The organism is Sporanaerobium hydrogeniformans, from assembly GCF_002735925.1.
Taxonomy (GTDB): domain Bacteria; phylum Bacillota; class Clostridia; order Lachnospirales; family Cellulosilyticaceae; genus Sporanaerobium; species Sporanaerobium hydrogeniformans.
Genome location: NZ_PEDL01000008.1, coordinates 14,235 through 38,011 on the forward strand (window position 1 = coordinate 14,235; position 23,777 = coordinate 38,011).

Sequence of the window (23,777 nt, forward strand, 5' to 3'; positions counted from 1 at the left end):
GACGATGAATACACAACTAATAGATGGAAAACAGATTGCCTTAGAAATAAAAGATGAACAAAAGAAAGCTGCTGAAGCTTTAAGCCTTAAAGGTGTCCAGCCAGGTCTTGCAGTTATACTTGTAGGTGATAATTCTGCTTCCAAGGTTTATGTAAGTAATAAGAAAAAGGCTTGTGAATATGTAGGAATCAAATCTTTTTCTTATGAATTACCTACTGAAACCTCTGAAGAAGAGCTTTTGGAACTTATTCATACACTTAATCATGATAAATGTGTACATGGGATTTTAGTTCAACTTCCATTACCCAAACATATGGATGAACAAAAAGTAATCATGGCTATCTCTCCTCTAAAGGATGTAGATGGCTTTCATCCTTATAATGTAGGTGCACTTAGTATAGGACTTAATGGTCTTGTCTCTTGTACACCTGCTGGAGTAATTGAACTACTCAAACGAAGTAACGTAACGATTCAAGGCAAAAACTGTGTAATAATAGGGCGAAGTAACATAGTAGGCAAACCTGTCAGCTTACTTTTGCTCCGTGAACATGGTACAGTTACCATTTGTCATTCAAAAACACAAAATTTAGAATTAATTTTGCAGCAAGCAGATATTGTGGTAGCAGCAGTAGGTATTGCAAAATTTATTAAAGGTCATCAACTTAAAGAAGGTGCTGTAGTCATCGATGTAGGGATGAATCGCGATGAAAATGGCAAGCTTTGTGGCGATGTAGACTTTGATTCTTGTCAGGGTATTGCTAGCCAAATAACACCTGTACCAGGTGGAGTAGGTCCAATGACTATTGCTATGCTTATGCATAACTGTATACGTGCTACCAAGAATCAGGAAGGAGTTAATTAATTGAATTATTTAGTAGCTTTTGTTTCACTAGGTTGTGACAAAAACTTAGTGGATAGCGAGAATATGTTAGGGATTTTACACCAAGGAGGATATACCTTAACAGCAGATGAGATGAAAGCAGATGTAGTAGTTGTCAATACTTGCTGTTTTATTGAAGATGCGAAAAAGGAAAGCATTGATACTATTTTAGAAGTAGCACAATATAAAGAGCATGGTAAGTGTAAGGCACTTATTATAACGGGTTGTATGGCACAACGTTACAAAGAGGAGATCCTTACAGAAATTCCAGAAGTGGATGCAGTTATAGGCACAACTTCTTATGACCAAATCGTAGAAGTAGCAAATAGTATCTTGCAGGAGCAAGGTATAAAAACGCAACGTTTTGAGGGTATTGACCGTGAAATGTTAGAAGATATGCCACGTATTTTAACAACAGCTGGCTATTTTGCTTATGTAAAAATAGCAGAAGGCTGTGATAATAAGTGTACGTATTGTATCATTCCTCAGCTTCGTGGTAAGTACAGGAGTCGCCCTATAAATAAAATTAAAAAGGAAGTGGAGGGACTTGCAAAAGATGGTGTATCTGAAATCATATTAGTTGCTCAAGATACAACAAAATATGGTTCGGACTTAAAAGATACTAGTTTACCAAAGCTTCTCCATGAATTAGGAGAGGTAGAGGGGATTGAATGGATTCGTGTACTTTACTGCTATCCTGAGAACATTACAGATGAACTTATTGCAGAAATAAAACGTAACCCTAAAGTGTGTCACTATTTAGATATGCCTATTCAGCATGCTGCTGATCCTGTCTTGAAACGCATGGCAAGACGTACAACAAATGCATCTCTTAGAGAAGTTATTCATAAATTGCGTCGTGAGATTCCAGATATTGCACTACGTACAACACTTATTGTGGGCTTTCCAGGAGAAACAGAAGAAGACTTTAAGGTACTTTGTGACTTTGTAAGTGAAATGCAGTTTGATAGACTTGGGGTATTTACCTATTCCCAAGAAGAGGGAACACCTGCTGCAAAACTTAAAGACCAATTAGATGAAAATGTAAAAATAAAGCGTAAAGAAAGTATTATGTCCCTTCAACAGGCTATTTCAGAAAAGCTGACACACTCTAAAATAGGTCAGAAGATGAAAGTTCTGATTGAAGGAAAGCTAACAGACGAAGATGTGTATATAGGTCGTACGTACCAAGATACACCTGAAATTGACGGACAAGTTTTTATTGATTTTGATGGTGAACTCTTATCAGGCGATTTTGTAGAGGTACGAATTATAGGTGCAAATGACTATGATTTGATAGGAGAGATAAGTGATGAATATAGCAAATAAACTTACAACAGCTCGTGTAATCTTAGTTTTTGTTTTTATGGCTGTTATTTGGATTCCTTTTACGGATTTAGTAACACGTTTATGGTTAGCTTTAGCTATTTTTATTATAGCAAGTCTGACAGATTTTTTAGATGGTTATTTAGCACGTAAGCTGAATTTGGTAACTAATTTAGGAAAATTCATGGACCCTTTAGCAGATAAAATGCTCGTAGCGGCCGCAATGATTGCTATCGTTGATTTAAGAAGCGTATTGCCAGCTGGGAATTTACCTGCTTGGATTGTTGTTATTATCTTATTACGTGAGTTTATGGTTTCGGGTATCCGTCTAGTTGCAGCGACGGATAATAAAGTCATTGCTGCTAACTATTTAGGGAAAGTTAAAACAGTTATCCAAATGGTCATGATCAGTGTCTATCTTATTCCCATAGAAAATGGATTCCTATCAGGATTTGCACTTGTACTTGCGTATGCTGCACTTCTTTTAACACTTATTTCTGGGTTTGAATATTTGTGGCAAAATCGTGAAATCCTAAAGAATCAATAAGAAATGCTAGTTGGGGGTCACCACTGAGTGAGAACTTAGGGGTGACCCTTTTAAGAGTGAGAAATAAATAGATACAGAAAGGAGAAGAGCTATGCATTACCATACAATTATTATTGGTGCAGGACCTGCTGGTTTATTTGCAGCCCAACATATTGGCAAACAAAATAAAAAGGTACTACTCTTAGAACGAAATGAAAAAGCAGGAAAGAAATTACTTATTTCAGGAAGTGGTCAATGTAACTTTACGCATCAAGGTGATTTAAAACACTATCTTGAGTGTTATGGCGATCATGGTAAGTTTTTAAAAAAGAGTTTGAGTAGCTTTACCTATAAAGATACGATTAGTTTTTTTGAGAGTTTAGGTGTTACGCATGAAGTGATGCCTAATGGCAAAATCTTTCCAAAATCTAGACAAAGCAAGGATATTTTAGAAGCACTTATTATTGCTTGTCACAAGGCAAATGTAACAATTCGTTATAATAGTTTAGTTACTCACATTGAACCTTATGATGGGGTATTTGCTATAGAAATAGCAGAAGGGAAACGGTATTTTTGTGATCATGTGATTATGGCTACAGGTGGAAAATCTTACCCTAAAACAGGTTCAGATGGACAAGGCTATACTTTGGCTGAAAAACTAGGGCATACAATTTGTTCTTTAAAACCGGCTTTAACAGATGTTAGTACAAAAGAAAAAAACTATAGTAGTTTAATGGGCGTTTCTTTTCAAAATGTGCATATGGACATTTATCATGAAGGGAAAAAAATTAAAGAACATCGGGGTGATTTGCTTTTTACTCATAAAGGTTTATCAGGTCCTGTGATTATTGATACCTCTAGATGGATAAATAAAGGAGATCGATTAGTTTTTAACTTTTTATATCCACGTCAGTTTGAAGAAGTAAAGGTTGATTTTGCCCAAAATCTAGCTCTACGTGGAAAGGAAGAATTGATTACTTATTTAAAGAAGTTACAAATTCCTAAAAGTTTTTGTCAACTCATTTGTCAAATAAGTCATTTAGACGAACATATAACTTGTGCACAGATAGATAAGAAGTCTCGTGAAAAATTAGTGCGCCTCTTAACAGCACATACCTTTGAGGTAGAAGCCTGCGGGGGCTTCCATTTAGCAATGGTAACAGCTGGAGGTGTTCATCTCAAAGAAGTTAATCCTTGTTCTCTTGAAAGTCGTCTGCAAAAGGGACTTTATTTTATTGGAGAAGTATTAGATATAGATGGCAATACAGGAGGCTATAATATTCAAGCTGCTTTTTCTATGGCTTATATGTGTAGTGAGGCTATTCTTAAAAACTAAAAATAACAAATATTTCCTTGGAAATATTTGTTATTTTTAGTTTTTAAGCTATAAGTAAAGAATCTAATGAATAGACTATAATGATTTAGATAAATTAGTTTGAGATGCTGGTAACTTAGAAGCAATAAGCTCGTAAACCTTACTGGGAAGTTCCTGAAGTTCTTCTTTCGTTAAGTGAGCCGTAGATAGCGGAGGATGAATCGTAAGTTTCACGTTAGCAGGTTTAATCCTATTATTATTTTGCTCCATAAGCTTATACGTTCCATCAATAGTTATAGGAATAATAGGAACTTTAGGTTTTGTAGCAAGTTTAAAACTGGCCTCTTTAAAAGAACCCATCTTATCTCCTTTGCTACGTGTCCCTTCGGGAAAAATAACTAGTGAATGTCCTTCTTTTAGAAATTTAATACCTTCCACAATAGCTCCTGCACTTCCTTTGAGTGTTGAACGATCCATGAAGACACAGTGAATGTGACGCATCCATGTGCGTACAAGAGGAATTTTTAACGTCTCAACTTTAGCAATAAAACCCTTTGGTCTATCAATGTAACTCATTAAAATAGCAATATCAAAATTACTTTGGTGATTGCTTATATAAACAACTGGTTCTTTCTCTGGTAAGTTTTCAAGACCAAAAACTTCTACCCTAGCACCACTTCGTTTTACATTACCTAAAGCCCATTTTGATGTGACATGATGGATGTATGCTTCAGCTTCTTCCATTTTCCCTTGTTTTTTCAGTGTATTAACTTTCCAAAGTCGTGGTATATTACCTAATAAGGTTACAACAAAACCTATGTACCATATGATTGTACGCATCTTTTAACCTCCTATGTAGTTATTTTGTTTTATTATAGTACAAATTCCTAAAAGAAAAAAGGGTAGATCATTTTCTTGGTAAAGTATTTGTATTTTTACTATATTAATATAAAATGTTTCTATGTTTCTAAAAAATATGATATGATGAGACAAGAATAAAGGAGGGATTAGATGATTACACTTAAAGCGTTTAAAGGTTTTCGCCCCAAAGAGGATTTAGCACACCGGGTGGCTGCACTTCCTTATGATGTCATGAATACAGTAGAGGCAAAAAAAATGGTAGAAGGAAACCCGTATTCTTTCTTACATGTCGATAAACCCGAAATGCATGTTCCTACACCTCAAGAAGATGAACTCTACGCTTTTGCGGGTAGCAAGCTTGATCAAATGATTAAAGAAAATGTTTTTATACAGGATGAAGCTTCTTTATATCTTTACGTACTAACGAATGCCTATACCACTCAATATGGCATTGTAGGTTGTGTATCTGCCCAGGAATATGAACAAGGACTTATAAAAAAACATGAGAATACACGTACAGATAAAGAAGAAGATCGCATTAAGCATGTAACGTATTGTAAGGCGCATACAGGTCCGATCTTTTTAGCTTATAAAGGGTTAGAAATGCTAACAGCATGGGTAATAAACTATGCTGATGAGCATATGCCTCTTTATGACTTTACTTCTGAGGATAATGTTAGACATGTTGTCTATCGTTTAGAAGCTAAAGACCAAGAATATGTTATTGCATCGTTTAAAGAAGCAGATGCACTTTATATTGCTGATGGTCATCATCGTGCTGCCGCAGCAGTTGCAGTAGCTAAAAAGAACCGTGACGCTGGAACAGCTACAGAAGCTAATCAACACTTCTTAGCCACTATTTTTCCTAAAGATCAACTTCATATTATGGACTATAATCGTGTTTTAAAAGATGAAAGTGGTTTAACAAAAGAGGCACTTTTTGAACATTTGGCTACTTATTTTGAGATAGAAGCTGTCTTAGAAGAAACCTATAAACCTGAAAAACGTCATACTTTTGGCATGCGTTATGCTAAAACATGGTACAAATTAACTTTGAAGTCGGAATGGGAAAGAGAAGAAGATCCAGTAGCTGCACTTGATGTCTCTGTTTTGCAACGTTATATTTTAGAACCTATTTTCAAAATTATGAATCCTAAAGAAGATAAGCGTATTGACTTTGTAGGTGGTATTCGTGGGCTAAAAGAACTTAATCGTCGCACGGAAGAGGACATGGATGTGGCATTTAGTCTTTATCCTACTTCTATGGATGAACTAATACGTGTGGCCGATCAAGGCGCATTAATGCCTCCTAAATCTACTTGGTTTGAACCTAAATTACGTAGTGGACTTTTCGTACATAAAATGGATTAAAAATCCTCACATGTTTTATATCAAATCACGCATACTAATTCTACATATACTAGTATATGTGCATTTAATATAGAAAAAGGGGGAAGTAGGATGGACTTAGGACGTTTTATTACAGGTACTCTTATCGGTACCACAATTGGTGTAGCAGGAGCTGCATATATGCTTACTTCTGACAGAGAAAAAAGAAAACTAATGCGTCAAGGTAAACAGATGTTAAATAAGGCTACTCATACACTTGAGCAAATGTTTTAAGAACTCAGAATCAGCCCTAAACATTGGAAGTTTAGGGCTGATTCTACGCTAATTTATTGACAAAATGCTAAACATTACATATAATTGATGAGAATGAGCATAGGATAAGTCTAATAAACGTATATATAGAATAAATACAGTGAAAAGAAGGAGTATATAAATAAGGATTTCCAGAGAGGAAAGTGGTGGTGTGAGCTTTCTAATACCTATTTATAGAAGCAGTCTTGGAGTAATTACCTTGAAAAAAGTAGAGGTAAACGGGTAATTTCGTTATCAATTAGAGAGTGATGCCTATTTTAGGGTATAACTAGGGTGGTACCGCGAGAAACCTCGTCCCTAATTTGGGAGAGGTTTCTTTTTTATTTCCCTATTTTCAACTGTTAAGGAGGCCATTATGTATACGTTACAATTGGTAAACCGTGACTATCCTTTGGCTAGTCACTTTGTTCCTAGCCATCTAACACAGGATAAACAAAGTCGGATTTGGGTTTGCAAAGTTGCTTTAAAAGCTTTTAGAGCCTTAAATAAAGGATTAGAAAAAAAAGGTCTTTCTTCTCTTTTTTTAATAAGTGGATATCGACCCTATGCCTATCAAGAAAGGCTCTTTGAACGCAAAAAACAAGTCTTTTTAAAACAAGGCTTAGATGACAAAGCTGCTTATAATAAAGCAAGTCAAATTATCGCTCCTCCTGGTTGTAGTGAACATCAACTAGGACTTGCCATTGATGTAGCCACATGGTCTATGAAAGATTTAGAAGATCCACTTATTATAAGCTTTGGCGAGACGAAGGAAGGCTGTTGGCTTCAAAACTATGCACCTTATTATGGCTTTATTTTGCGTTATCCTTTAGATAAAACAACCATAACAGGCGTCAGTTATGAACCTTGGCACTATCGTTATGTAGGTAAAGAACATGCTCTAACTATGCAAAAAAGACAGTTTACCTTAGAAGAGTATACTAACTTTTTAAAAAAAGAGTCTTTTTGAAGATGTATTTTTTAGTCTATTTATAACACTATTAGGAGGAAATTATGAAGAACTATGGCTTAAATGAATTACGCGAAATGTACTTGCAGTTTTTTGAAAGCAAAGGTCACTTACGTGCTAAAAGCTTTCCCCTTGTGCCTCAAAATGATAACAGCTTACTTTTAATTAATGCAGGAATGGCTCCTTTAAAACCTTATTTTACGGGCCAAGAAGAACCTCCAAAAAGACGTATGGCGACTTGCCAAAAATGCATTCGTACAGGAGATATTGAAAATGTAGGAAAAACAGCACGTCATGGTACATTTTTTGAAATGTTAGGTAACTTCTCTTTTGGGGATTATTTTAAAGAGGAAGCTATTACGTATGCATGGGAATTTGTAACAAAGGTTTTAGAAATTCCAGAGGAAAGACTTTTAGTAACGGTTTATGAGGAAGATGAAGAAGCTGCACAAATTTGGCATCAGCAAATAGGTTTACCAAAAGAAAAAATCTTTTACATGGGTAAAGAAGATAACTTCTGGGAAGCTGGTATTGATGGACCTTGTGGACCTTGCTCTGAAATCTATTATGACCGCGGAGAAGAATTTGGATGTGGTGAACCTAGTTGCACAGTTGGTTGTGAATGTGACCGTTTTATGGAGTTTTGGAATTTAGTATTTACTCAATTTGAACGTCACGAAGATGGTACGTATACGCCACTTGCTCAACGCAACATTGACACAGGAATGGGACTTGAGCGTTTAGCTGCACTTATGCAAGGAGTAAGTTCTATTTTTGATGTAGACACTGTAAAAGCTATTCGTGACCATGTGTGCCAATTAGCAAATGTGACTTATGGTGCAGATGTTAAAAAAGATATTTCGATTCGTGTGATTACAGATCATATTCGCTCCGTAACTTTTATGGCAGCAGACGGTGTTCTTCCATCTAATGAGGGGCGTGGTTATGTGATGCGTCGCCTTTTAAGACGTGCAGTACGTCATGCCAAATTATTAGGTATCCAAGGACTTTTCTTAAGAGAGCTTGTAAAAACTGTTGTTGAAAATTCTAAACATGAATACACAGAGTTAGAAGATAAATTTGAATATATTATTAAACTTCTTACCGTAGAAGAAAAGAATTTTAACGAAACTATTGACAGAGGTTTAAATCTTCTAAAAGGTTACATGAAAGAAATGAAAAATAGGGGTGAAACAGTACTGGAAGGTAAGGCATGTTTTACTTTATCGGATACCTATGGTTTTCCAATTGACTTAACACGTGAAATTCTAGAAGAACAAGGTTTAAAAGCAGACGAAGAAGGTTTTAAAGTTGAAATGGATATTCAACGTCAAAAGGCAAGGGAAGCACGTGGTGGCTCTAAATATATGGGCGCAGATGAAACCATTTTCAATCAAATGGACGCAGCGATGAAAACACTTTTCGTAGGCTATGATCAGCTTGAAACAAAAGGACAATTAGCTATTTTAGCTAATGATGAAAAACTTTTAGATGTAGCAAGTTGTGGTGAAAACATTTATGTAGTGATTCCTGAAACACCTTTTTATGCTGAAAGTGGTGGTCAGGTAGGTGATAATGGAGTGATTACAACAGCAACAGGAAAAGCTATTGTTGCTCATACAACAAAAGTGATAGGAGGTAAATTTGCACATCATGCTAAGGTCATTGAAGGAAGTCTTGAAAAAGGCCAAATGGCTACTTTTACAGTAGAAAACACCTCACGTATGGATACGTCACGTAATCATAGTGCTACACACCTTCTTCAAAAAGCATTACGTGAAGTAGTAGGAGGACACATTGAGCAAGCTGGTTCAAATGTAACTAAAGAGCGTTTACGCTTTGACTTTACACATTTTGAAGCACTTAATCCAGAGCAACTTGCCCAAGTAGAAGCGTTAGTAAATGAAAAAATTCTAGAAGGTTTAACTGTTACTATAAAGCAAATGTCAATTGATGAAGCACGCCAATTGGGCGCTACAGCACTATTTGGCGAGAAGTACGGACAAACAGTACGTGTTGTCAACATGGGTGATTATTCGATTGAACTTTGTGGAGGAACACACATTCAAAATACAGCGGCCATTGGTACCTTTAAAATTATTTCTGAAACAGGTGTAGCTGCAGGTGTGCGTCGTATTGAAGCTGTAACGGGTCGTGGTGCCATTGCCTATTACCAAGAGATTGAAAGTAATCTTCAAGAAATTGCTCAAGTAGTTAAGGCAAAGAAAAGTGAGGTTGTTAAGAAAGTAGAATCTCTTGTAAGTGAGCATAGAGCACTTGAGAAAGAAAATGAAAAGTTAAAAGCTGAAATTACAGGTGCTAAAGCAAGTTCTATATTAGAACAAGTAGAAAGTATAGGTAATCTTCAAGTTTTATTAAGTAGGCAGGATAACTTAGACATGAATGCACTTCGCAATATGGGAGATGCACTGAAAGATAAGCTTGAAAAAGGTGTAGTTATACTTGCTAGTGCAGTAGACGGTAAAGTTAATTTAGTTGCAATGGCATCAAAGAGTGCTGTAGAACAAGGTATTCATTGCGGAAATATCATCTCACAAGCTGTTAGAGTGGTAAATGGAGGTGGTGGTGGCCGTCCTAATATGGCACAAGCTGGTGGGAAAGATGCTTCTAAAATTGCAGAAGCCTTGGAAGTAGCTAAACAAGTTATTGCAAGTCAAATCACTCAATAATCCTTGTTTAAAAACGCAACAAGTATTGACGTAGTAAAGGAATTCAAGTATAATCTAAGGTAGTGCTTTAATCTTTTCTCCGTACAATTGCATAAAGCACGACACCGCACCGGAGGGAGGGAAACAAATGTCAGAGGTTACTGTTCGCGAAAATGAATCTTTAGATAGTGCTCTTCGCCGTTTTAAAAGAAACTGTGCAAAAGCAGGTATTATGCAAGAGATCCGCAAAAGAGAACACTATGAAAAACCTAGTGTTAAACGTAAAAAGAAATCAGAAGCAGCGCGCAAAAAGAATAAACAATATTAATTGCTTATTCTAATCCACGTAAGAGGATGATGCAGATGTCTTTGAAGGAAAAATTTCTTTCAGATATGAAGGAAGCTATGAAAGAAAAAAATGTTCTTCGCAAAAATACCATTCAATTAGTTAGAGCAGCAGTGCTCCAAAAAGAAAAGGACACTTTACAAGAGGTGAGCGATGAACAAATTCTTGATATTCTTGTACAGGAAGTCAAGAAACGTAAAGATGCACTTATTGACTTTAAGAAAGCTGAACGCCAAGATCTTATTGAAGAAACCGAGGCAGAACTAGCAGTTTTATCTACTTATATGCCTCAGCAATTCTCAGAAGAAGATCTTCTTAAGATTATTCAAAAAATTATAGGTGAAGTAGGCGCTACATCCATGAAAGACATGGGAAAAGTCATGACACTTCTTACACCACAGGTGAAGGGAAGGGCTGATAGCAGTCAAGTAAGTCGCATTGTAAAAGAATGTCTAACTAAACAATAAGCTTATAGCTTAACTTATAAAAAACCACTAGTTTGTCTAGTGGTTTTTTATTATGCCCATTTTACATTCCCTTCTATTTGGTTTTTGGCCTTATTTCATCTATCCTCTTTAAAAGTCAGATTATTAATACAAAAATAATGAATAAATATTCTTTAAATTACAACACTTAGCTCTTCCCTTTTTCGCTACTTTTACACAACCCCCCACAGATAATAGTAAATTATCTGTGGGGGGTTGTGTTTTAAATGATGAATATGTTAATATTTTATTGTAGGTTAACTAAAGTTAACCTACAATAAAATATTAAGTTAACCAATATATATAACGTTAACTTTTTTTAATATATCTATTTAAAAAGGAGTTTATCTATGGGTGATGTAACATTTGGAGTAAAAGTATCCGAAGAAATGAAAAATGAGCTTAGTGAGTTAATGAAAAAGTGTACCTTAAGTGGAAAAGAATTTATGCAAATGTTATTAACAAGTTATAAGTTAGAGGAAGCAAAACGATCTAATCATTGGATAGAAAATGAGCTAACTGAACTTCAGTTTTTATTGCAACGTATTCAAAATCTTTATTTAAATATCAGTGAAAAGGCAGAAGTTGCTTTACATGTACATCTTCAAGAAAAAGAAAAAGAAATCCATGTTTTTAAAAAAGCACAAGAGGAAATGGTAATTCAGCTTGAAGAAAGTCAATTAATACTTCAAAAAAAAAGAAGAAATTATCCATCAAAAAGAAGAAGCTTTTATAGCTCTTACTGAAACCATTAAACAAAAGGAACAAGAACTTAAAGATTTTAAGCAACAATTGATGCATACTCAACTATTGCACACAAAGTATGAAGAGGAAATTGAACGGCTTAAAGAGCAAATAGAAAGCTTACAGCGTCTAAAATTAGAAATGGATGAACGTAATGAAGAAAATACTAGACTTAAGGAAAGAAATGATGAACTAGCTTCTGAGATGTGGTTTCTTAAACGAGAAATTGAAAAGGGAGAAGAAGAGAAGAAGTATCTACATGCTAAATATGAGGAAGAAATCAAACAGCTTCGTAATGCGCATGCACTTGAATTAAAAAATAGTCTTTTAGAATTGAAGTTAAGTAATAATGAGAAAATTCAACTTTTAAAAGAAGAAAATCTAAAAATACAACAAGATTTTAATGCACGCTTAGAAGCCTTCTACCAAGAAAAGCAAGATAAAGAATAATCCCTGTGAAAAATGTTGAATTTTGTGAAACGAAATGGTATACTCGTAAATTGGAAAAGGAGTGTATACAATGAACAAAAATTATTTAAGTCCATTAGAAATTACCGAGTATACGATTGAAGGTGGCATCAACAAAGTAAATCGTCCTTTTAAAATCGTCCTTTTAATGGCAATTATGGCGGGTGTTTATATTGCATTAGGAGGTTTTGCATCATCGGTTGCAGCCCATGATATTGCTAATAAAGGTTTAGCTAAATTAGTAACTGGTGCCGTATTCCCCATTGGATTAATGTTTGTCGTTATTAATGGAGCTGATCTTTTTACAGGTAACTGTTTAATTGCTGTTTCTTATTTCCATAAGCGTACAACAATTATAGCTTTCATTAAAAACTTAGCCATTGTTTTATTTGGTAACTTCCTAGGAGCAGTAAGTATCGCTTTTTTAGTTGCTAACAGCGGGCTTCTTACTATGAGCGATAACCGCTTTGGAGGATATGTGCTTAAAACAGCTTTTTCAAAAACACATTTACCTTTTACTCAGGCACTTTGCCTTGCTATTTTATGTAATATTTTTGTATGTGCAGGTATTTGGATGATTTATAGTGCTAAGGATGTAACTGGAAAAGTCTTTGCTGGTTTCTTTTCTATTTTTGCTTTTGCAATTAGTGGAGCAGAGCACGTTGTAGCTAACATGTACTATGTCCCTCTTGCTTTATTTGTAAAAGGTAACGAAGCTTTTGTTGAAGCAGCCCACTTAGTCGATCAGGTAAATACTTTAACCTGGGGGAATTTTTTGTTTAATAATGTAGTGCCTGTTACTATTGGTAATATTTTAGGTGGACTTTTCATTGGAATTATGTATTATTTTATCTTTAAAAAAGACTTAAAAAGTAATTAATTTAAACAGAAGAGGACTGTGTTGAAGCAGTCCTCTTCTGTTTAAATAGCCTATTTTAAGGTAAACAAGTAAATGATAGTATCTTTAAGTGAAGAAAGGAAAGAGACGATGCTTATTGATGAAGCTATTGTATATTTTATTACATCATTAGAAACCCAACAACTTTCAATACACTCTATTCGTGCCTATAGTCAAGATTTAAACCAATGGCGTGCATACCTTGATGCACAAATGACCTTAGACCAACTCAGCTTTAAGGATTTTCAAACCTATTTTATACATATAAATACGCTTAAACCCAGTTCTTTAAAACGTAAGCGAGTAGTATTACGTCGCTTCTTAGAGTTTTGTTATAAAAAAAGACTTTGTAAAGAAAGATTGCATGAATATATTGATCCTATTAAATCAAAAAAAAGTAATGCACCTAAAGAAATTTTAAGTAAAGAGGAAATTCATACACTATGGGCTTATTTAGAAAAAGAAATAGAGACAAAAGCACATACCCTTACAACAAGTTATGAACAATTTAATTATTATTATGCCTGTAGGAATAAACTTCTTGTAGCGCTCCTTCTTTATACTGGAGCAAGAGCAAGTGAGATTGTAGGACTTAAAAAACAAGATCTTCAACTTAAAACAGGACAGATTACTCTTTTAGCTAAAGGTCATAAATACAATCCAATTCCCATACATAGTTCTCTAAAAGAAGCCTTCAACCAGTATATGCAGCAGCTTGAAGTACTACAAGACCAAGAAATACACAGACTCCTCTTAAGTGATTATTTATTCCCAAGCCGTCTTCATCCTAAAAAACCGATTACAACACGCACTCTTCATGATTTAATGAATAAACTCTCAAATATTCTTGGGCGTCATATTCATGCTCACTTATTTAGACATACTTTTGCCTCTTATTGCATTGCAGCACATATGGATATTTCAACGATCTCTTCATTAATTTCTCACAGCAATCCTTCTATTACACTTTCTATTTATACCCATGAAATCGATGCACATAACAAAGAAGAACAACTTAAAAAGCTGCCTTCCTTTACCGAATAAGCTTCTTAATAACTGGAAGCTTATTGGTATAAGGTGGATAGCGAAGAGGTAACTCGTAAGGAGAACTTGTAAGAATTGTTTTTTCATGGGAAAAAGTTTGGAAGCTCCAATAACCATGATACTGGCCCATGCCACTATAACCCACTCCACCAAAAGGAACACGACTACTTGTTAAGTGCAAGAGCGTATCATTAATACAGCCCCCACCAAAAGAAAGGTGTTTAAGCCAATAACGAAGACGTCTTTTGTCTTCTCCAAACAAATAACATGCCAAAGGTTTAGGATAACGTTCTATAAGACGCAATGCACCTTCTAAGCTTTTGAAAGGAATAATAGGTAAAATAGGTCCAAAAATTTCTTCTTGCATGCAAGCATCACTGGGTGATACAGGATAGAGCAGAGTAGGTTCAATATACAAGTCATCTGTATTAAAGTGTCCTCCATAATAAATCTTTTCTTCATCTATTAACTGTAACAAACGCACATAACTTGCTTCATTAATAATACGTGTCATTTTTTTAGGATCATGATATGTTTTCTTTAATAAAGCAGTCATCGCAAAAAGTAATTTTTGCGCACAATTTTCATGAACTAGTACATAATCTGGAGCAACACAAGTTTGCCCTGCATTTAAAAATTTCCCCCATAAGATTCGTTTAGCAGCTAAGGGGATATTGGCATCATAATCTACAATTACAGGACTTTTTCCACCTAATTCTAAAGTTACAGGCACAAGAGACTGACTTACTTTTTCCATAATTTTTTTAGCTGTTTGTGTGCCCCCTGTAAAGAAAACATAGTCCAGGGGATGCTCAAGAAGCTGATGACTGATCTGAGCATCTCCCTCAACAACACATACATAATACGAAGGGAAAACCTGGCGTAAAATCTTTCGGATGATTTTGTTTGTAGCAGGTGTATGTTCAGAAGGCTTAAGGATACAGCAGTTGCCTGCCGCAATAGCGCCAACAAGTGGTGTAAGTGCTAATTGAAAAGGATAGTTAAATGGTGCATAAATAAGACATACCCCATAAGGTTCTTTATAAATGCGCAGACTACTTTTTAAAAGTGGAAGTACACCTGGTTTTAATGTAGGTTTAGCCCAACTTTTTAGTGACTTTGTTATATGATTAAGTTCAGCTACAACAGTATAAATCTCAGTTAAATAGGTCTCAAAGGCAGGTTTTTTAAAATCCTTATAGAGTGCCTTTGCAATTTCATCTTGATGAACTAAAATTTGTTTTTTAAGCTCTCTAAGATGCTTTAATCGAAAGTCTATATCGTATGTTTTCCTTTTATAAAAAAAGTAATGCATTTGTTGAATTTTTTCAGATAAATTTTGCATAAATCACCTCTATTTTTTATTTCTACTTGTATTATAAACTTATTTTTCTTTGAAGTCATTTTTTTATTGATACTATTTCCTCCATTTACATGAGACAATAGTTTGCAGATTTGCAAATCATTACTTCTTATAGTCGTAGAAGATTAGGGTAAACTAATTTTATAAATCACATACTGTAGGGGGATAAAAAATGTATAATAAAGTGCTGCTAATCATACTACTTCTTAGTTTAAGTTGTCCATTTACAAGTTATGCCAAATCCAAAACTTCTAGAGATGTGCCAGGTACAGCTATTTTTGTAATGGCTGAAAAGCCTCTCATACCCATTGAGACAAGAAAAATTCAAATCGAACGCCCTGAGCTCAGTCTTCGCTTAGAAATCCCTCAATTGAGAGGGCTTCAACAAAAAAAGTTTGAAAAAGAACTGAATAAGTCTTTTTTAGAAGAAGCTCAAAAAATTCAAAAAACGGCTATTCAAACAGCTGAAATGTATAATAAAGATCTTTTAAAGGATGGTTTACCACCTGTTAAGTTTGAAGTTGTTAAAAACTATTCAGTAAAAGAAGCTCCTTCTCCTTATTTAGTATTAAGTCTTTTCGATTATCAATACAGTGGAGGAGCACATGGTATAAGTTACCAAAATTATCTAGTTATTGATACTGCATTAGGAAAAAAAGTAGCTTTAAAAGATTTATTTAAAGAAAACACCAATTATATTTCTGTTATTAATGGTGAAATTAAAAAACAAATGCAAGAAAGAGAAGCTCAAGGTGCTTACTTTTTTTCAGGAGCTGAAGGCTTTGTAAGTATTTCTGAACATCAAATCTTCTATCTTAACAAACAAGGAGATGTCGTTATTGTTTTTAACATCTATGAAATTGCACCTTATGCAGCAGGTATTGTTGAATTTACTATTCCAAAAGCTATCTTATCACCTTATTTAAAGGAAGCAGCTTAAACAATATTTTTAAAGCCATTAAAAATTGTAAGTTATTTAAAAGTAGTGTAAGATAAGAGGGAAGAGATTCCTAGCCAATCAAAGAAAGGAAAATACTATGGAACTTCATTATTTATCTCCTAAACCTTCACGAAAAGGTTATCAAAATAATATTATTTGGGGAATATTTATTATAAGTATAATTTTTATAGGCTACTGGATGCTTTCTGCCTCTGAAAACTATAGTACACCAACTTTAGTTGGAAAATGGAAATCCCAAGAAACTGGACACACTATTACTTTCACGGAAGAAGGAGAAGTACTTAAGGAAGGAAAAACACTTTTAGGTACTTATCATATTCTTTCACCTAATCAATTGGAGTATCAGATTGATGATAAGACCTTTGTAATGATTTATCAGATAGAAGGACGTGAGCTAAGTTGGGGAGAAACCACTTCTTCATTAGAAGTTTTTACAAGGAAATAGAAAACAATACCTGTTAGCAAATATTTTTTAGTTAAGTAAGGAGTGAAAAAATGAATACACTCAATCATACTGAGTTAGAAGTAGTGTATGAACAGGCTTATCGAAGTGGGCGATTAGCATGGAGTAGTCAAATGTCTAAGGGTGAACCAGGTTATTTAAAAGCATTAGATAATATTGTTCAATCACCTGATGTAGCATCCGAAGTCTCTCTAGGACTTATTGATATTCCTATTGATAAAATCGTAGGAACTTATACACATTCACGCAGTATTTCCTTTGCACAAAATTTTATGCCTCTTATGCCACCTCATTCTGAGTTTGCTTCTAAATGGATGTCACTTTATGCCCATCATATTAAAGAAGGCATTACAGACCCTATTAAAGTTTATGAATACCTTAACCGTTTTTTTGTAATAGAGGGAAACAAAAGGGTGAGTGTGTTAAAATTCGTACAAGGTACTACTATTCGAGGTTATGTCACACGCCTTGTACCTAAAAAAGATAGTGAAGATAAAAAAACAAGCATTTATTATGAATTTATGAATTTTTATAAATATACAGGAATTAATACCATTTGGTTTTCTGAATTAGGACGTTTTACAGAACTATTAACCTTTATTCGTCAATATGGTGAATTAATAAAAGATGAAGATTATCAAAAAGCTTTTTTAGCAAATGTTTATCGCCCCTTTCGCCAACTTTATTTAGAAGAGGGGGGACAAAAGTTAGATATGACTACTGGGGATGCTTTTTTAACTTTTATTAAAATCTATGGCCTTCCTGTAGAAGTTACGCCTGAAAAAGACTTGCAAAATATTAAAAAACTAATGAGTGAATTAAAAGTTTTAGAAAAAGAAGCAAGCAATGTAAAGACTGATCAAATTCAAAGCCCTAAAAAACGTGTACTTACTTCCCTTACCGATTTAGTCGTACCTAAGAAAATACTTAAGGTAGCTTTTGTTTATGCTAAAACAACAAAAGAATCTGGATGGGTATATGCTCATGAATTAGGTAGGTTACATATTAGTGATAGCTTCAAGCATCAAATTGTAACAACTAAGATTGAGAATGTACCTGAAAATGATAGTGCTTATGAGACTTTAAAACAGTTAGCACAAGAAAACTATGATATTATTTTTACAACTAGTCCTACCTTTGTAGCACCTTCTCTCAAAGCTGCAATGGAATATCCTTCTATTAAATTTTTTAATTGTGCAGCCACACATTCTTATAAATCCTTAACTTTATATTATGGAAGGATACATGAACCACGTTATTTATTAGGGATGATTGCAGGGGCTATGACTCAAACCAATACGATTGGTTATGTTGCTCCGTATCCTATTTCAGAGGTGGTAAGTAGTATTAACGCCTTTACACTAGGAGCACGTGCTGTTAATCCACGTATTACCGTTAAGGCTATGTGGACCTATAGATGGGATAACCCAGAAGGAGGACTACATGTAGCAGAACGTTTAAGAGAGGAAGGCGCCGATATCATTTCTAACGAAGATTTACCTATTCCTGGAGACAGTTCTAAGACCTATGGCGTCTATAAAATAGATGAAAAGACTCAAGAAAAAACGCATTATGCCATGGCAATTTGGAATTGGGGTGTTTTTTATGAACGGGTTATACAAAATATTTTAAATGGTACATGGAAAAGTATTTATGAAGAATCAAGTAATCCCGAAATTCCTATGAATTTTTGGTTAGGTATGAATACCGGTATTGTTGATCTTCTTTATTCCAATCGTCAAATCAATCACCCAATGAAACTTCTTATTGAAAGTGTTAAAAAATCTATTATTCGTAATGAGTTTACTATTTTTGAGGGCCCACTTTATGATCAGTATCATCAGCTACGTGTTAAGTCAGGAGAAATATTAGATTACGAAGATATTGTTCATATGGATTGGCTGATAGAAGGTGTAGACGGTCAACTTCCTGATTTAAAAGATTTAAAACCAACAGACCCGTTTTCCTATATGAGAGGACTTATCAAACATTAAAAAGGTGCTTCCTAAGAGGAGCACCTTTTTAAAGTTCTAAAACATAATAATTATAACCATTAATTAGAGTGATTTCTTTATAGTTTAAGATACGCTTAGCATTAGAAGCATACGTAAAATGATTATGACCATATACATGATAGCTGGGTTTTAAAATCTCATAAACATCATAGAAGGCTTTAAATCCCTTATGACAAACACTATCTGGTTCATCACCTAGATAAAGAGTAGGAGAATGAGTTACTAAAATATCGATAGAACCTTTAGCAAGCTTTATTAATTTTTTTGTACGTTTTTGCATCTGTATTTCTGTATATTGATGAGGTCCACCTGTATATTCCATAGAGCCTCCTAAACCTGCTAAGCGTAAACCATTAAATTGAATAACCTTATCTTCCAAACAATCACAGCCTTCAGGGGGCTTTTTACCATAATTCTTATCGTGATTCCCATGTACATAAAAAACAGGCACCGCTAACATAGTCACTAAAAAAGAGAGATAAGAAGCTTTTAAATCTCCACAAGAAATGACACAATCAATATCTTCAAATTTACTTTTATCAAAATAATCCCAAAGGTAAGTACTTTCCACATCAGATACAAGAAGTATTTTCATCCTATTCATCCTTTATTTCGCCAAAATTTACTCTATTTATTTAGATTATACACTAAAAAAGAAAAACTGCCTACTTTTAAAATGGCTTGCTTTATCAACAGAAAAGAAAATGAATCAGGTTTTAGATTTTTATAAATTTAAGGCATGTTCAACTTTTTCTTATCATATATATGTTGTAGACAAGTTGGGGGGATGAAAATGATGCATCAAATCAAAAATAAAAATGTCCTTTTTTCTTTTTTTATAATTCTTTTATTAATTTGTATCTGGTTCTCAAGAGACTTTCATTTATCATGGGTAGAAGTGTATCCTAACGAGGCAAAAGTAACTATCAACTTTTTATTTCCTATGGTACAGGAACAGTTAGAGGATGCATTAGAAATCATCTACGAATCACCTTATATAAGCAAGTTTGAGTACCAGGTAAAATGGCTCTCATCAAGTGTAGCTGAGCTACATATTAAGGAAGAGAGTGTTTTAAAAGGTCAAAAAGTACAGCTTGTAGTACGTGAGCTTCCAAGCACTATTCCTTTTGTCACTAAAAGTATGACGCTACCTATTCAGTTTCAAACACCTGTTCAAGTAGTAGAGCCAATGGGTGAAAAGCTTATTGCTACGGAAAGTCCTTTTTATGTAAGATTCAACACACCTATGAATAAAAATAAAATACATCATTATTTAGAATGTGATGGAAGTTTTTATATTAAGCCTGCAAGATTTAGTAATCAAGAGGGGAAAGAATCAGAAGATTTATCGTGTTATATTTTTACCCCTAAGGAGCCTTTAGAAAATGGCAGGCGCTATATCCTTTCTTTCAGAAAAGGGCTTCCTGCTCAATCAGGTGCTTTATTGCAAGAAGATTACTCTATTTTATTGCAAACAGATACAAAACCAATTATTTCAGGGACTTATCCAACTTCTGAAAGTAAATGGATTGGTTTATATCCTCGTTTCACCTTGGAAACACAGACACCTGTCATAGGAGGAACTTTGAAAATCAATGGTGAAAACATTAAGGCACAGTTAAAAACCCCCTATGAGCTCTTCTTTTTAGCTGAAAAGGTGCTTGCACCCCAAACAACCTATACAGCTGAGTTTCAAGTTGAAGCAGTAACAGGCGAAAAAAGTGAAAAGAAAACGATTACATTTACAACAGTTGACTTAGAAGAAAATAGAATTTGGTTAGAAGTAGAAGTGAGTAAAACGCCTCAGGTTAAAGTGTATCAAGGTTCAAAACTTATTAAAACAATGCCTTGTTCTTTAGGACTAGATGAAAAAGAAACACCCCTAGGTACCTATTACATACAGAGTAAAGAAGATGTTTATACTAATAGTAAAACGCAAGAAGGCGCAAATTTTTGGCTTCCCTTTACAGAGCAGTTTGGTTTTCAAGGGCTTATACGCGATAATTATTGGCAAGTAAAAAATCATGCACCTAATCAACTAGGATTTACAAAAACAACAGGTAATATTGTATTAAGTGATGAAGATGCACGTTGGCTTTATGAGAAAGTAATGATACATACAATGGTTATTTTGCATCATTAATCACTTTTATGCTAAAATATTCAATAAGATAAATAGTGTATCTTGATATTTTGACATTTTATGTTAAAATAGCAATTAGCGGACTAATATACCGTATTCTAAAAATATAGGAGGAGTATTTATGAATTTTCGCACAGAATATATGCAAGATTTAATGAGCAGAGTAGAAAAAAATCATCCTGCACAGCCAGAATTCCATCAAGCCGTTCGTGAAGTATTGCTTTGCATGGAACCTGTTGCACAGAATCATCCAGAATATATAAAAGCTGGAATTTTTGAAAGAATAGTAGAGCCAGAACGTGTTATTATCTTCCGTGTATCATGGGTAGATGATCAAGGGAAAGTTCAAGTAAATCGTGGTTATCGTGTCCAATTTAACAGTGCGATTGGACCTTACAAAGGAGGCTTACGTTTCCATCCATCTGTAAACCTTGGCGTTATTAAATTTTTAGGTTTTGAACAAATTTTTAAAAATTCTTTAACAAGTCTTCCTATGGGCGGTGGAAAAGGTGGAAGTGACTTTGATCCTAAAGGTAAATCAGATAATGAAATCATGCGCTTTTGTCAAAGCTTTATGACAGAACTTGCTAAACATATTGGTGCAGATACTGACGTACCAGCTGGGGACATTGGTGTAGGCGCAAGAGAGATTGGCTTTATGTTTGGTCAATACAAGCGCTTAAAAAATGAATTTACAGGTGTTTTAACAGGTAAAGGTTTAAATTATGGGGGTTCTTTAGTGCGTACACAAGCAACAGGATATGGTTGTTGCTATTTTACAGATGAAATGCTCGCTACAAGAGGGGAATCTTTCGTTGGAAAGGATGTTGTTATTTCTGGTTCAGGAAATGTAGCTATTTATGCAGCAGAAAAAGCTATGCAATTAGGCGGTAAAGTTGTTGCTCTAAGTGATTCTAATGGTTATATCCATGACCCAGAGGGTATTGACCTAAATGCTGTTAAACAACTTAAAGAAGTAGAAAGAAAACGTATTAAAGAATATGTTACAACACATCCGACCGCAACTTACCATGAAGGTTGCAATGGTATTTGGACTATTCCATGCCAAATTGCACTTCCATGTGCAACCCAAAATGAGTTAGATAAAGAAGCTGCTCTTACACTTGTTAAAAATGGTGTTATTGCTGTAGCAGAAGGAGCTAACATGCCATCTACACCAGAAGCTGTTGATGTCTTTTTAGATAATAAAGTTTTATTTGCTCCTGGTAAAGCTGCAAATGCTGGTGGTGTAGCAACTTCTGGCCTTGAAATGTCTCAAAATAGTATGCGCTATAGCTGGTCATTTGAAGAAGTAGATGAAAAACTAAAAGGTATTATGAAACATATCCATAATAATGCACGTGCAGCCGCTGAAAAGTATGGTGATGCAGAAAACTATGTTTTAGGTGCTAATATTGCTGGCTTTTTAAAGGTTGCAGATGCAATGTATATGCAAGGCGTTGCATACTAAAAAATAATAAACATGAAAAGCTCACTTCCATTTGAAGTGAGCTTTTCATTTTAATTTATCTATTGTCTAAATAAATAATATACTATAATATAATAGTAGATCATTTAAAAATATAATAGTTGTTGGGGGACGTAGTATGCAAAAATTAGTACTTCCATTATCCAAATGTTTACCAGGGATGATTACATCAGAAGCGATACGAAATAAAGTAACAGGTACTATTTTAGTAGGGGAGAGACAAGTATTAACAGCAGAACATATTGAGCTTTTGGCTGATTGGAGAGTTATTGAAGTTGGTATTTTTGTAAATTCTTGGGATACTGTCTGGCAATTACCACAAGAAACATTAGCCAGTTACGAAGTTCATACAGATGAAGTTGCCCCCTTACTTGAGCAAATTGCTTTAGGTCACGATGTAGATGTAGAATCTTTTAAAGAAATCAAAGATAATATTTTAGATGAATTTAAAGATAATTTTAAAATTGTAGGATGCATTAATTTGTTTAAGGTAGCTGATAAATATACCTATACCCATAGCATTAATGTAGCCCTACTTAGCATGTTAATTGGTAAATGGATGAAGTTTAGTCCAACAATGATTGAATCTCTTTTGCTTGCAGGTTTACTTCATGATATTGGTAAAATGAAAATAGATCCTAAAATTTTGCATAAACCTGGACCACTTACACCGACAGAGTTTGAAGAAATGAAAAAACACCCACAATACTCTTACGATTTACTAAAATACCATACAGAAATCAGTTTAGATGTAAAAGTAGGCATATTGATGCATCATGAACGTATGGATGGTTCTGGTTATCCTTACAGTGTTTTTGGTGATAATATTAATGATATTGCAAAGGTACTTGCTATTGCTGATACTTATGATGCTATGATTTCAGAGCGTCCATATAAGAAAAAACAATCACCTTTTGATGTGATGCAACTTATGCAAGAAGGTGTTTATGGTAAAATGGATACAAAGACACTTCTCTGTTTCTTAAATAATGTGGCTAACTACTATATTGATGTTTATGTTCTCCTTAACACAGGTGAAATTGGACAAGTTGTTGCTATTAATCCAACATGTGTCTATCGTCCAATTATTAAAGTTGACAATAGATATATTGATCTATTAACAGAACGGTCAATTAAAATAGTTGAATTGACTTAATTATACTTTTTGAA

At 34.3% G+C, this 23,777-nt stretch carries 23 protein-coding genes and 1 other annotated feature; of the genes, 20 read left to right on the plus strand and 3 right to left on the minus strand.

The window, feature by feature from the left end:
- The first annotated feature begins 4 nt into the window (after positions 1–4).
- The 4 genes from folD (at position 5) to CS063_RS08960 (ending at position 4,068) form a co-directional block, all read left to right on the plus strand.
- Positions 5–862: a bifunctional methylenetetrahydrofolate dehydrogenase/methenyltetrahydrofolate cyclohydrolase FolD gene (gene folD, locus CS063_RS08945; RefSeq protein ID WP_099449357.1), complete on the plus strand. Its 858-nt coding sequence runs from the start codon at positions 5–7 to the stop codon at positions 860–862.
- Positions 863–2,209: a 30S ribosomal protein S12 methylthiotransferase RimO gene (gene rimO / locus CS063_RS08950; RefSeq protein ID WP_099449358.1), complete on the plus strand. Its 1,347-nt coding sequence runs from the start codon at positions 863–865 to the stop codon at positions 2,207–2,209. It begins immediately after the preceding gene.
- Positions 2,193–2,753, plus strand: coding sequence for a CDP-diacylglycerol--glycerol-3-phosphate 3-phosphatidyltransferase (gene pgsA / locus CS063_RS08955; protein ID WP_099449359.1), 561 nt, complete (start codon positions 2,193–2,195; stop codon positions 2,751–2,753). Before rimO ends, pgsA begins: the two co-directional genes overlap by 17 nt.
- Before the next feature lie 91 nt (positions 2,754–2,844).
- Positions 2,845–4,068 (plus strand): BaiN/RdsA family NAD(P)/FAD-dependent oxidoreductase, encoded by a 1,224-nt coding sequence (locus CS063_RS08960; RefSeq protein ID WP_099449360.1) that lies wholly within the window; start codon positions 2,845–2,847, stop codon positions 4,066–4,068.
- A 75-nt stretch (positions 4,069–4,143) separates the two neighbouring features.
- On the opposite strand, the gene CS063_RS08965 is transcribed toward CS063_RS08960, so the two are convergent.
- A complete protein-coding gene (locus CS063_RS08965; protein WP_099449361.1) occupies positions 4,144–4,887 on the minus strand; it encodes a lysophospholipid acyltransferase family protein in 744 nt (247 codons plus the stop codon).
- Between the two features lie 171 nt (positions 4,888–5,058).
- Between CS063_RS08965 and CS063_RS08970 the strand changes: the two genes are divergently transcribed.
- The 10 genes from CS063_RS08970 to CS063_RS09010 all read left to right on the plus strand — a co-directional run bounded on the left by CS063_RS08970 (position 5,059) and on the right by CS063_RS09010 (position 14,173).
- The gene (locus CS063_RS08970) at positions 5,059–6,279 is read left to right on the plus strand and encodes a DUF1015 domain-containing protein (RefSeq protein WP_099449362.1); all 1,221 of its coding nucleotides are present in this window, start codon (positions 5,059–5,061) and stop codon (positions 6,277–6,279) included.
- Between the two features lie 90 nt (positions 6,280–6,369).
- Positions 6,370–6,531 carry a hypothetical protein gene (locus CS063_RS17630; protein WP_180270736.1) on the plus strand — a complete coding sequence of 54 codons (162 nt, stop codon included), beginning with the start codon at positions 6,370–6,372 and terminating at the stop codon, positions 6,529–6,531.
- A gap of 130 nt (positions 6,532–6,661) precedes the next feature.
- Positions 6,662–6,872: a binding site (T-box leader), on the plus strand.
- A 53-nt stretch (positions 6,873–6,925) separates the two neighbouring features.
- Positions 6,926–7,519, plus strand: a complete 594-nt coding sequence (locus CS063_RS08975; RefSeq protein ID WP_099449363.1) for a M15 family metallopeptidase — start codon at positions 6,926–6,928, stop codon at positions 7,517–7,519.
- Between the two features lie 44 nt (positions 7,520–7,563).
- On the plus strand, positions 7,564–10,209 hold the full coding sequence (alaS, locus tag CS063_RS08980) for an alanine--tRNA ligase (protein ID WP_099449364.1): 2,646 nt from the start codon (positions 7,564–7,566) through the stop codon (positions 10,207–10,209).
- A gap of 127 nt (positions 10,210–10,336) precedes the next feature.
- Positions 10,337–10,516, plus strand: a complete 180-nt coding sequence (gene rpsU / locus CS063_RS08985; RefSeq protein WP_013657175.1) for a 30S ribosomal protein S21 — start codon at positions 10,337–10,339, stop codon at positions 10,514–10,516.
- 35 nt (positions 10,517–10,551) lie between these two features.
- Positions 10,552–11,001 carry a GatB/YqeY domain-containing protein gene (locus CS063_RS08990; protein ID WP_099449365.1) on the plus strand — a complete coding sequence of 150 codons (450 nt, stop codon included), beginning with the start codon at positions 10,552–10,554 and terminating at the stop codon, positions 10,999–11,001.
- Positions 11,002–11,369: 368 nt separating this feature from the next.
- Positions 11,370–11,765, plus strand: coding sequence for a hypothetical protein (locus CS063_RS08995; protein WP_099449366.1), 396 nt, complete (start codon positions 11,370–11,372; stop codon positions 11,763–11,765).
- Positions 11,766–11,814: 49 nt separating this feature from the next.
- On the plus strand, positions 11,815–12,213 hold the full coding sequence (locus CS063_RS09000; RefSeq protein WP_099449367.1) for a hypothetical protein: 399 nt from the start codon (positions 11,815–11,817) through the stop codon (positions 12,211–12,213).
- Positions 12,214–12,283: 70 nt separating this feature from the next.
- On the plus strand, positions 12,284–13,111 hold the full coding sequence (locus CS063_RS09005) for a formate/nitrite transporter family protein (protein ID WP_099449368.1): 828 nt from the start codon (positions 12,284–12,286) through the stop codon (positions 13,109–13,111).
- Between the two features lie 72 nt (positions 13,112–13,183).
- Positions 13,184–14,173, plus strand: coding sequence for a tyrosine-type recombinase/integrase (locus tag CS063_RS09010; RefSeq protein ID WP_099449369.1), 990 nt, complete (start codon positions 13,184–13,186; stop codon positions 14,171–14,173).
- Here CS063_RS09010 and CS063_RS09015 read toward each other — a convergent pair.
- Positions 14,163–15,518: an aldehyde dehydrogenase family protein gene (locus CS063_RS09015; protein WP_099449370.1), complete on the minus strand. Its 1,356-nt coding sequence runs from the start codon at positions 15,516–15,518 to the stop codon at positions 14,163–14,165. The genes CS063_RS09010 and CS063_RS09015 overlap by 11 nt on opposite strands.
- 190 nt (positions 15,519–15,708) lie before the next feature.
- On the opposite strand from CS063_RS09015, the gene CS063_RS09020 reads away from it, so the two are divergent.
- The 3 genes from CS063_RS09020 to CS063_RS09030 all read left to right on the plus strand — a co-directional run bounded on the left by CS063_RS09020 (position 15,709) and on the right by CS063_RS09030 (position 18,954).
- Complete coding sequence (locus tag CS063_RS09020; protein WP_099449371.1) at positions 15,709–16,476, plus strand: DUF3298 and DUF4163 domain-containing protein; 768 nt, start codon at positions 15,709–15,711, stop codon at positions 16,474–16,476.
- Positions 16,477–16,573: 97 nt separating this feature from the next.
- Positions 16,574–16,942: a hypothetical protein gene (locus CS063_RS09025; protein WP_099449372.1), complete on the plus strand. Its 369-nt coding sequence runs from the start codon at positions 16,574–16,576 to the stop codon at positions 16,940–16,942.
- A 50-nt stretch (positions 16,943–16,992) separates the two neighbouring features.
- Entirely contained in the window at positions 16,993–18,954 is a 1,962-nt protein-coding gene (locus CS063_RS09030; RefSeq protein WP_099449373.1) for a BMP family ABC transporter substrate-binding protein, read from the plus strand.
- Positions 18,955–18,982: 28 nt separating this feature from the next.
- Here CS063_RS09030 and CS063_RS09035 read toward each other — a convergent pair whose 3' ends face one another.
- Positions 18,983–19,570: a metallophosphoesterase family protein gene (locus CS063_RS09035; RefSeq protein ID WP_099449374.1), complete on the minus strand. Its 588-nt coding sequence runs from the start codon at positions 19,568–19,570 to the stop codon at positions 18,983–18,985.
- A 198-nt stretch (positions 19,571–19,768) separates the two neighbouring features.
- Here CS063_RS09035 and CS063_RS09040 point away from each other — a divergent pair, with 198 nt between their 5' ends.
- From CS063_RS09040 to CS063_RS09050, 3 genes are all read left to right on the plus strand, one after another.
- Positions 19,769–21,118 (plus strand): L,D-transpeptidase, encoded by a 1,350-nt coding sequence (locus tag CS063_RS09040; RefSeq protein ID WP_180270737.1) that lies wholly within the window; start codon positions 19,769–19,771, stop codon positions 21,116–21,118.
- A 121-nt stretch (positions 21,119–21,239) separates the two neighbouring features.
- Entirely contained in the window at positions 21,240–22,589 is a 1,350-nt protein-coding gene (gene gdhA, locus CS063_RS09045) for an NADP-specific glutamate dehydrogenase (protein ID WP_099449376.1), read from the plus strand.
- Between the two features lie 136 nt (positions 22,590–22,725).
- The gene (locus CS063_RS09050) at positions 22,726–23,763 is read left to right on the plus strand and encodes an HD-GYP domain-containing protein (RefSeq protein WP_099449377.1); all 1,038 of its coding nucleotides are present in this window, start codon (positions 22,726–22,728) and stop codon (positions 23,761–23,763) included.
- Positions 23,764–23,777: the final 14 nt, after the last annotated feature.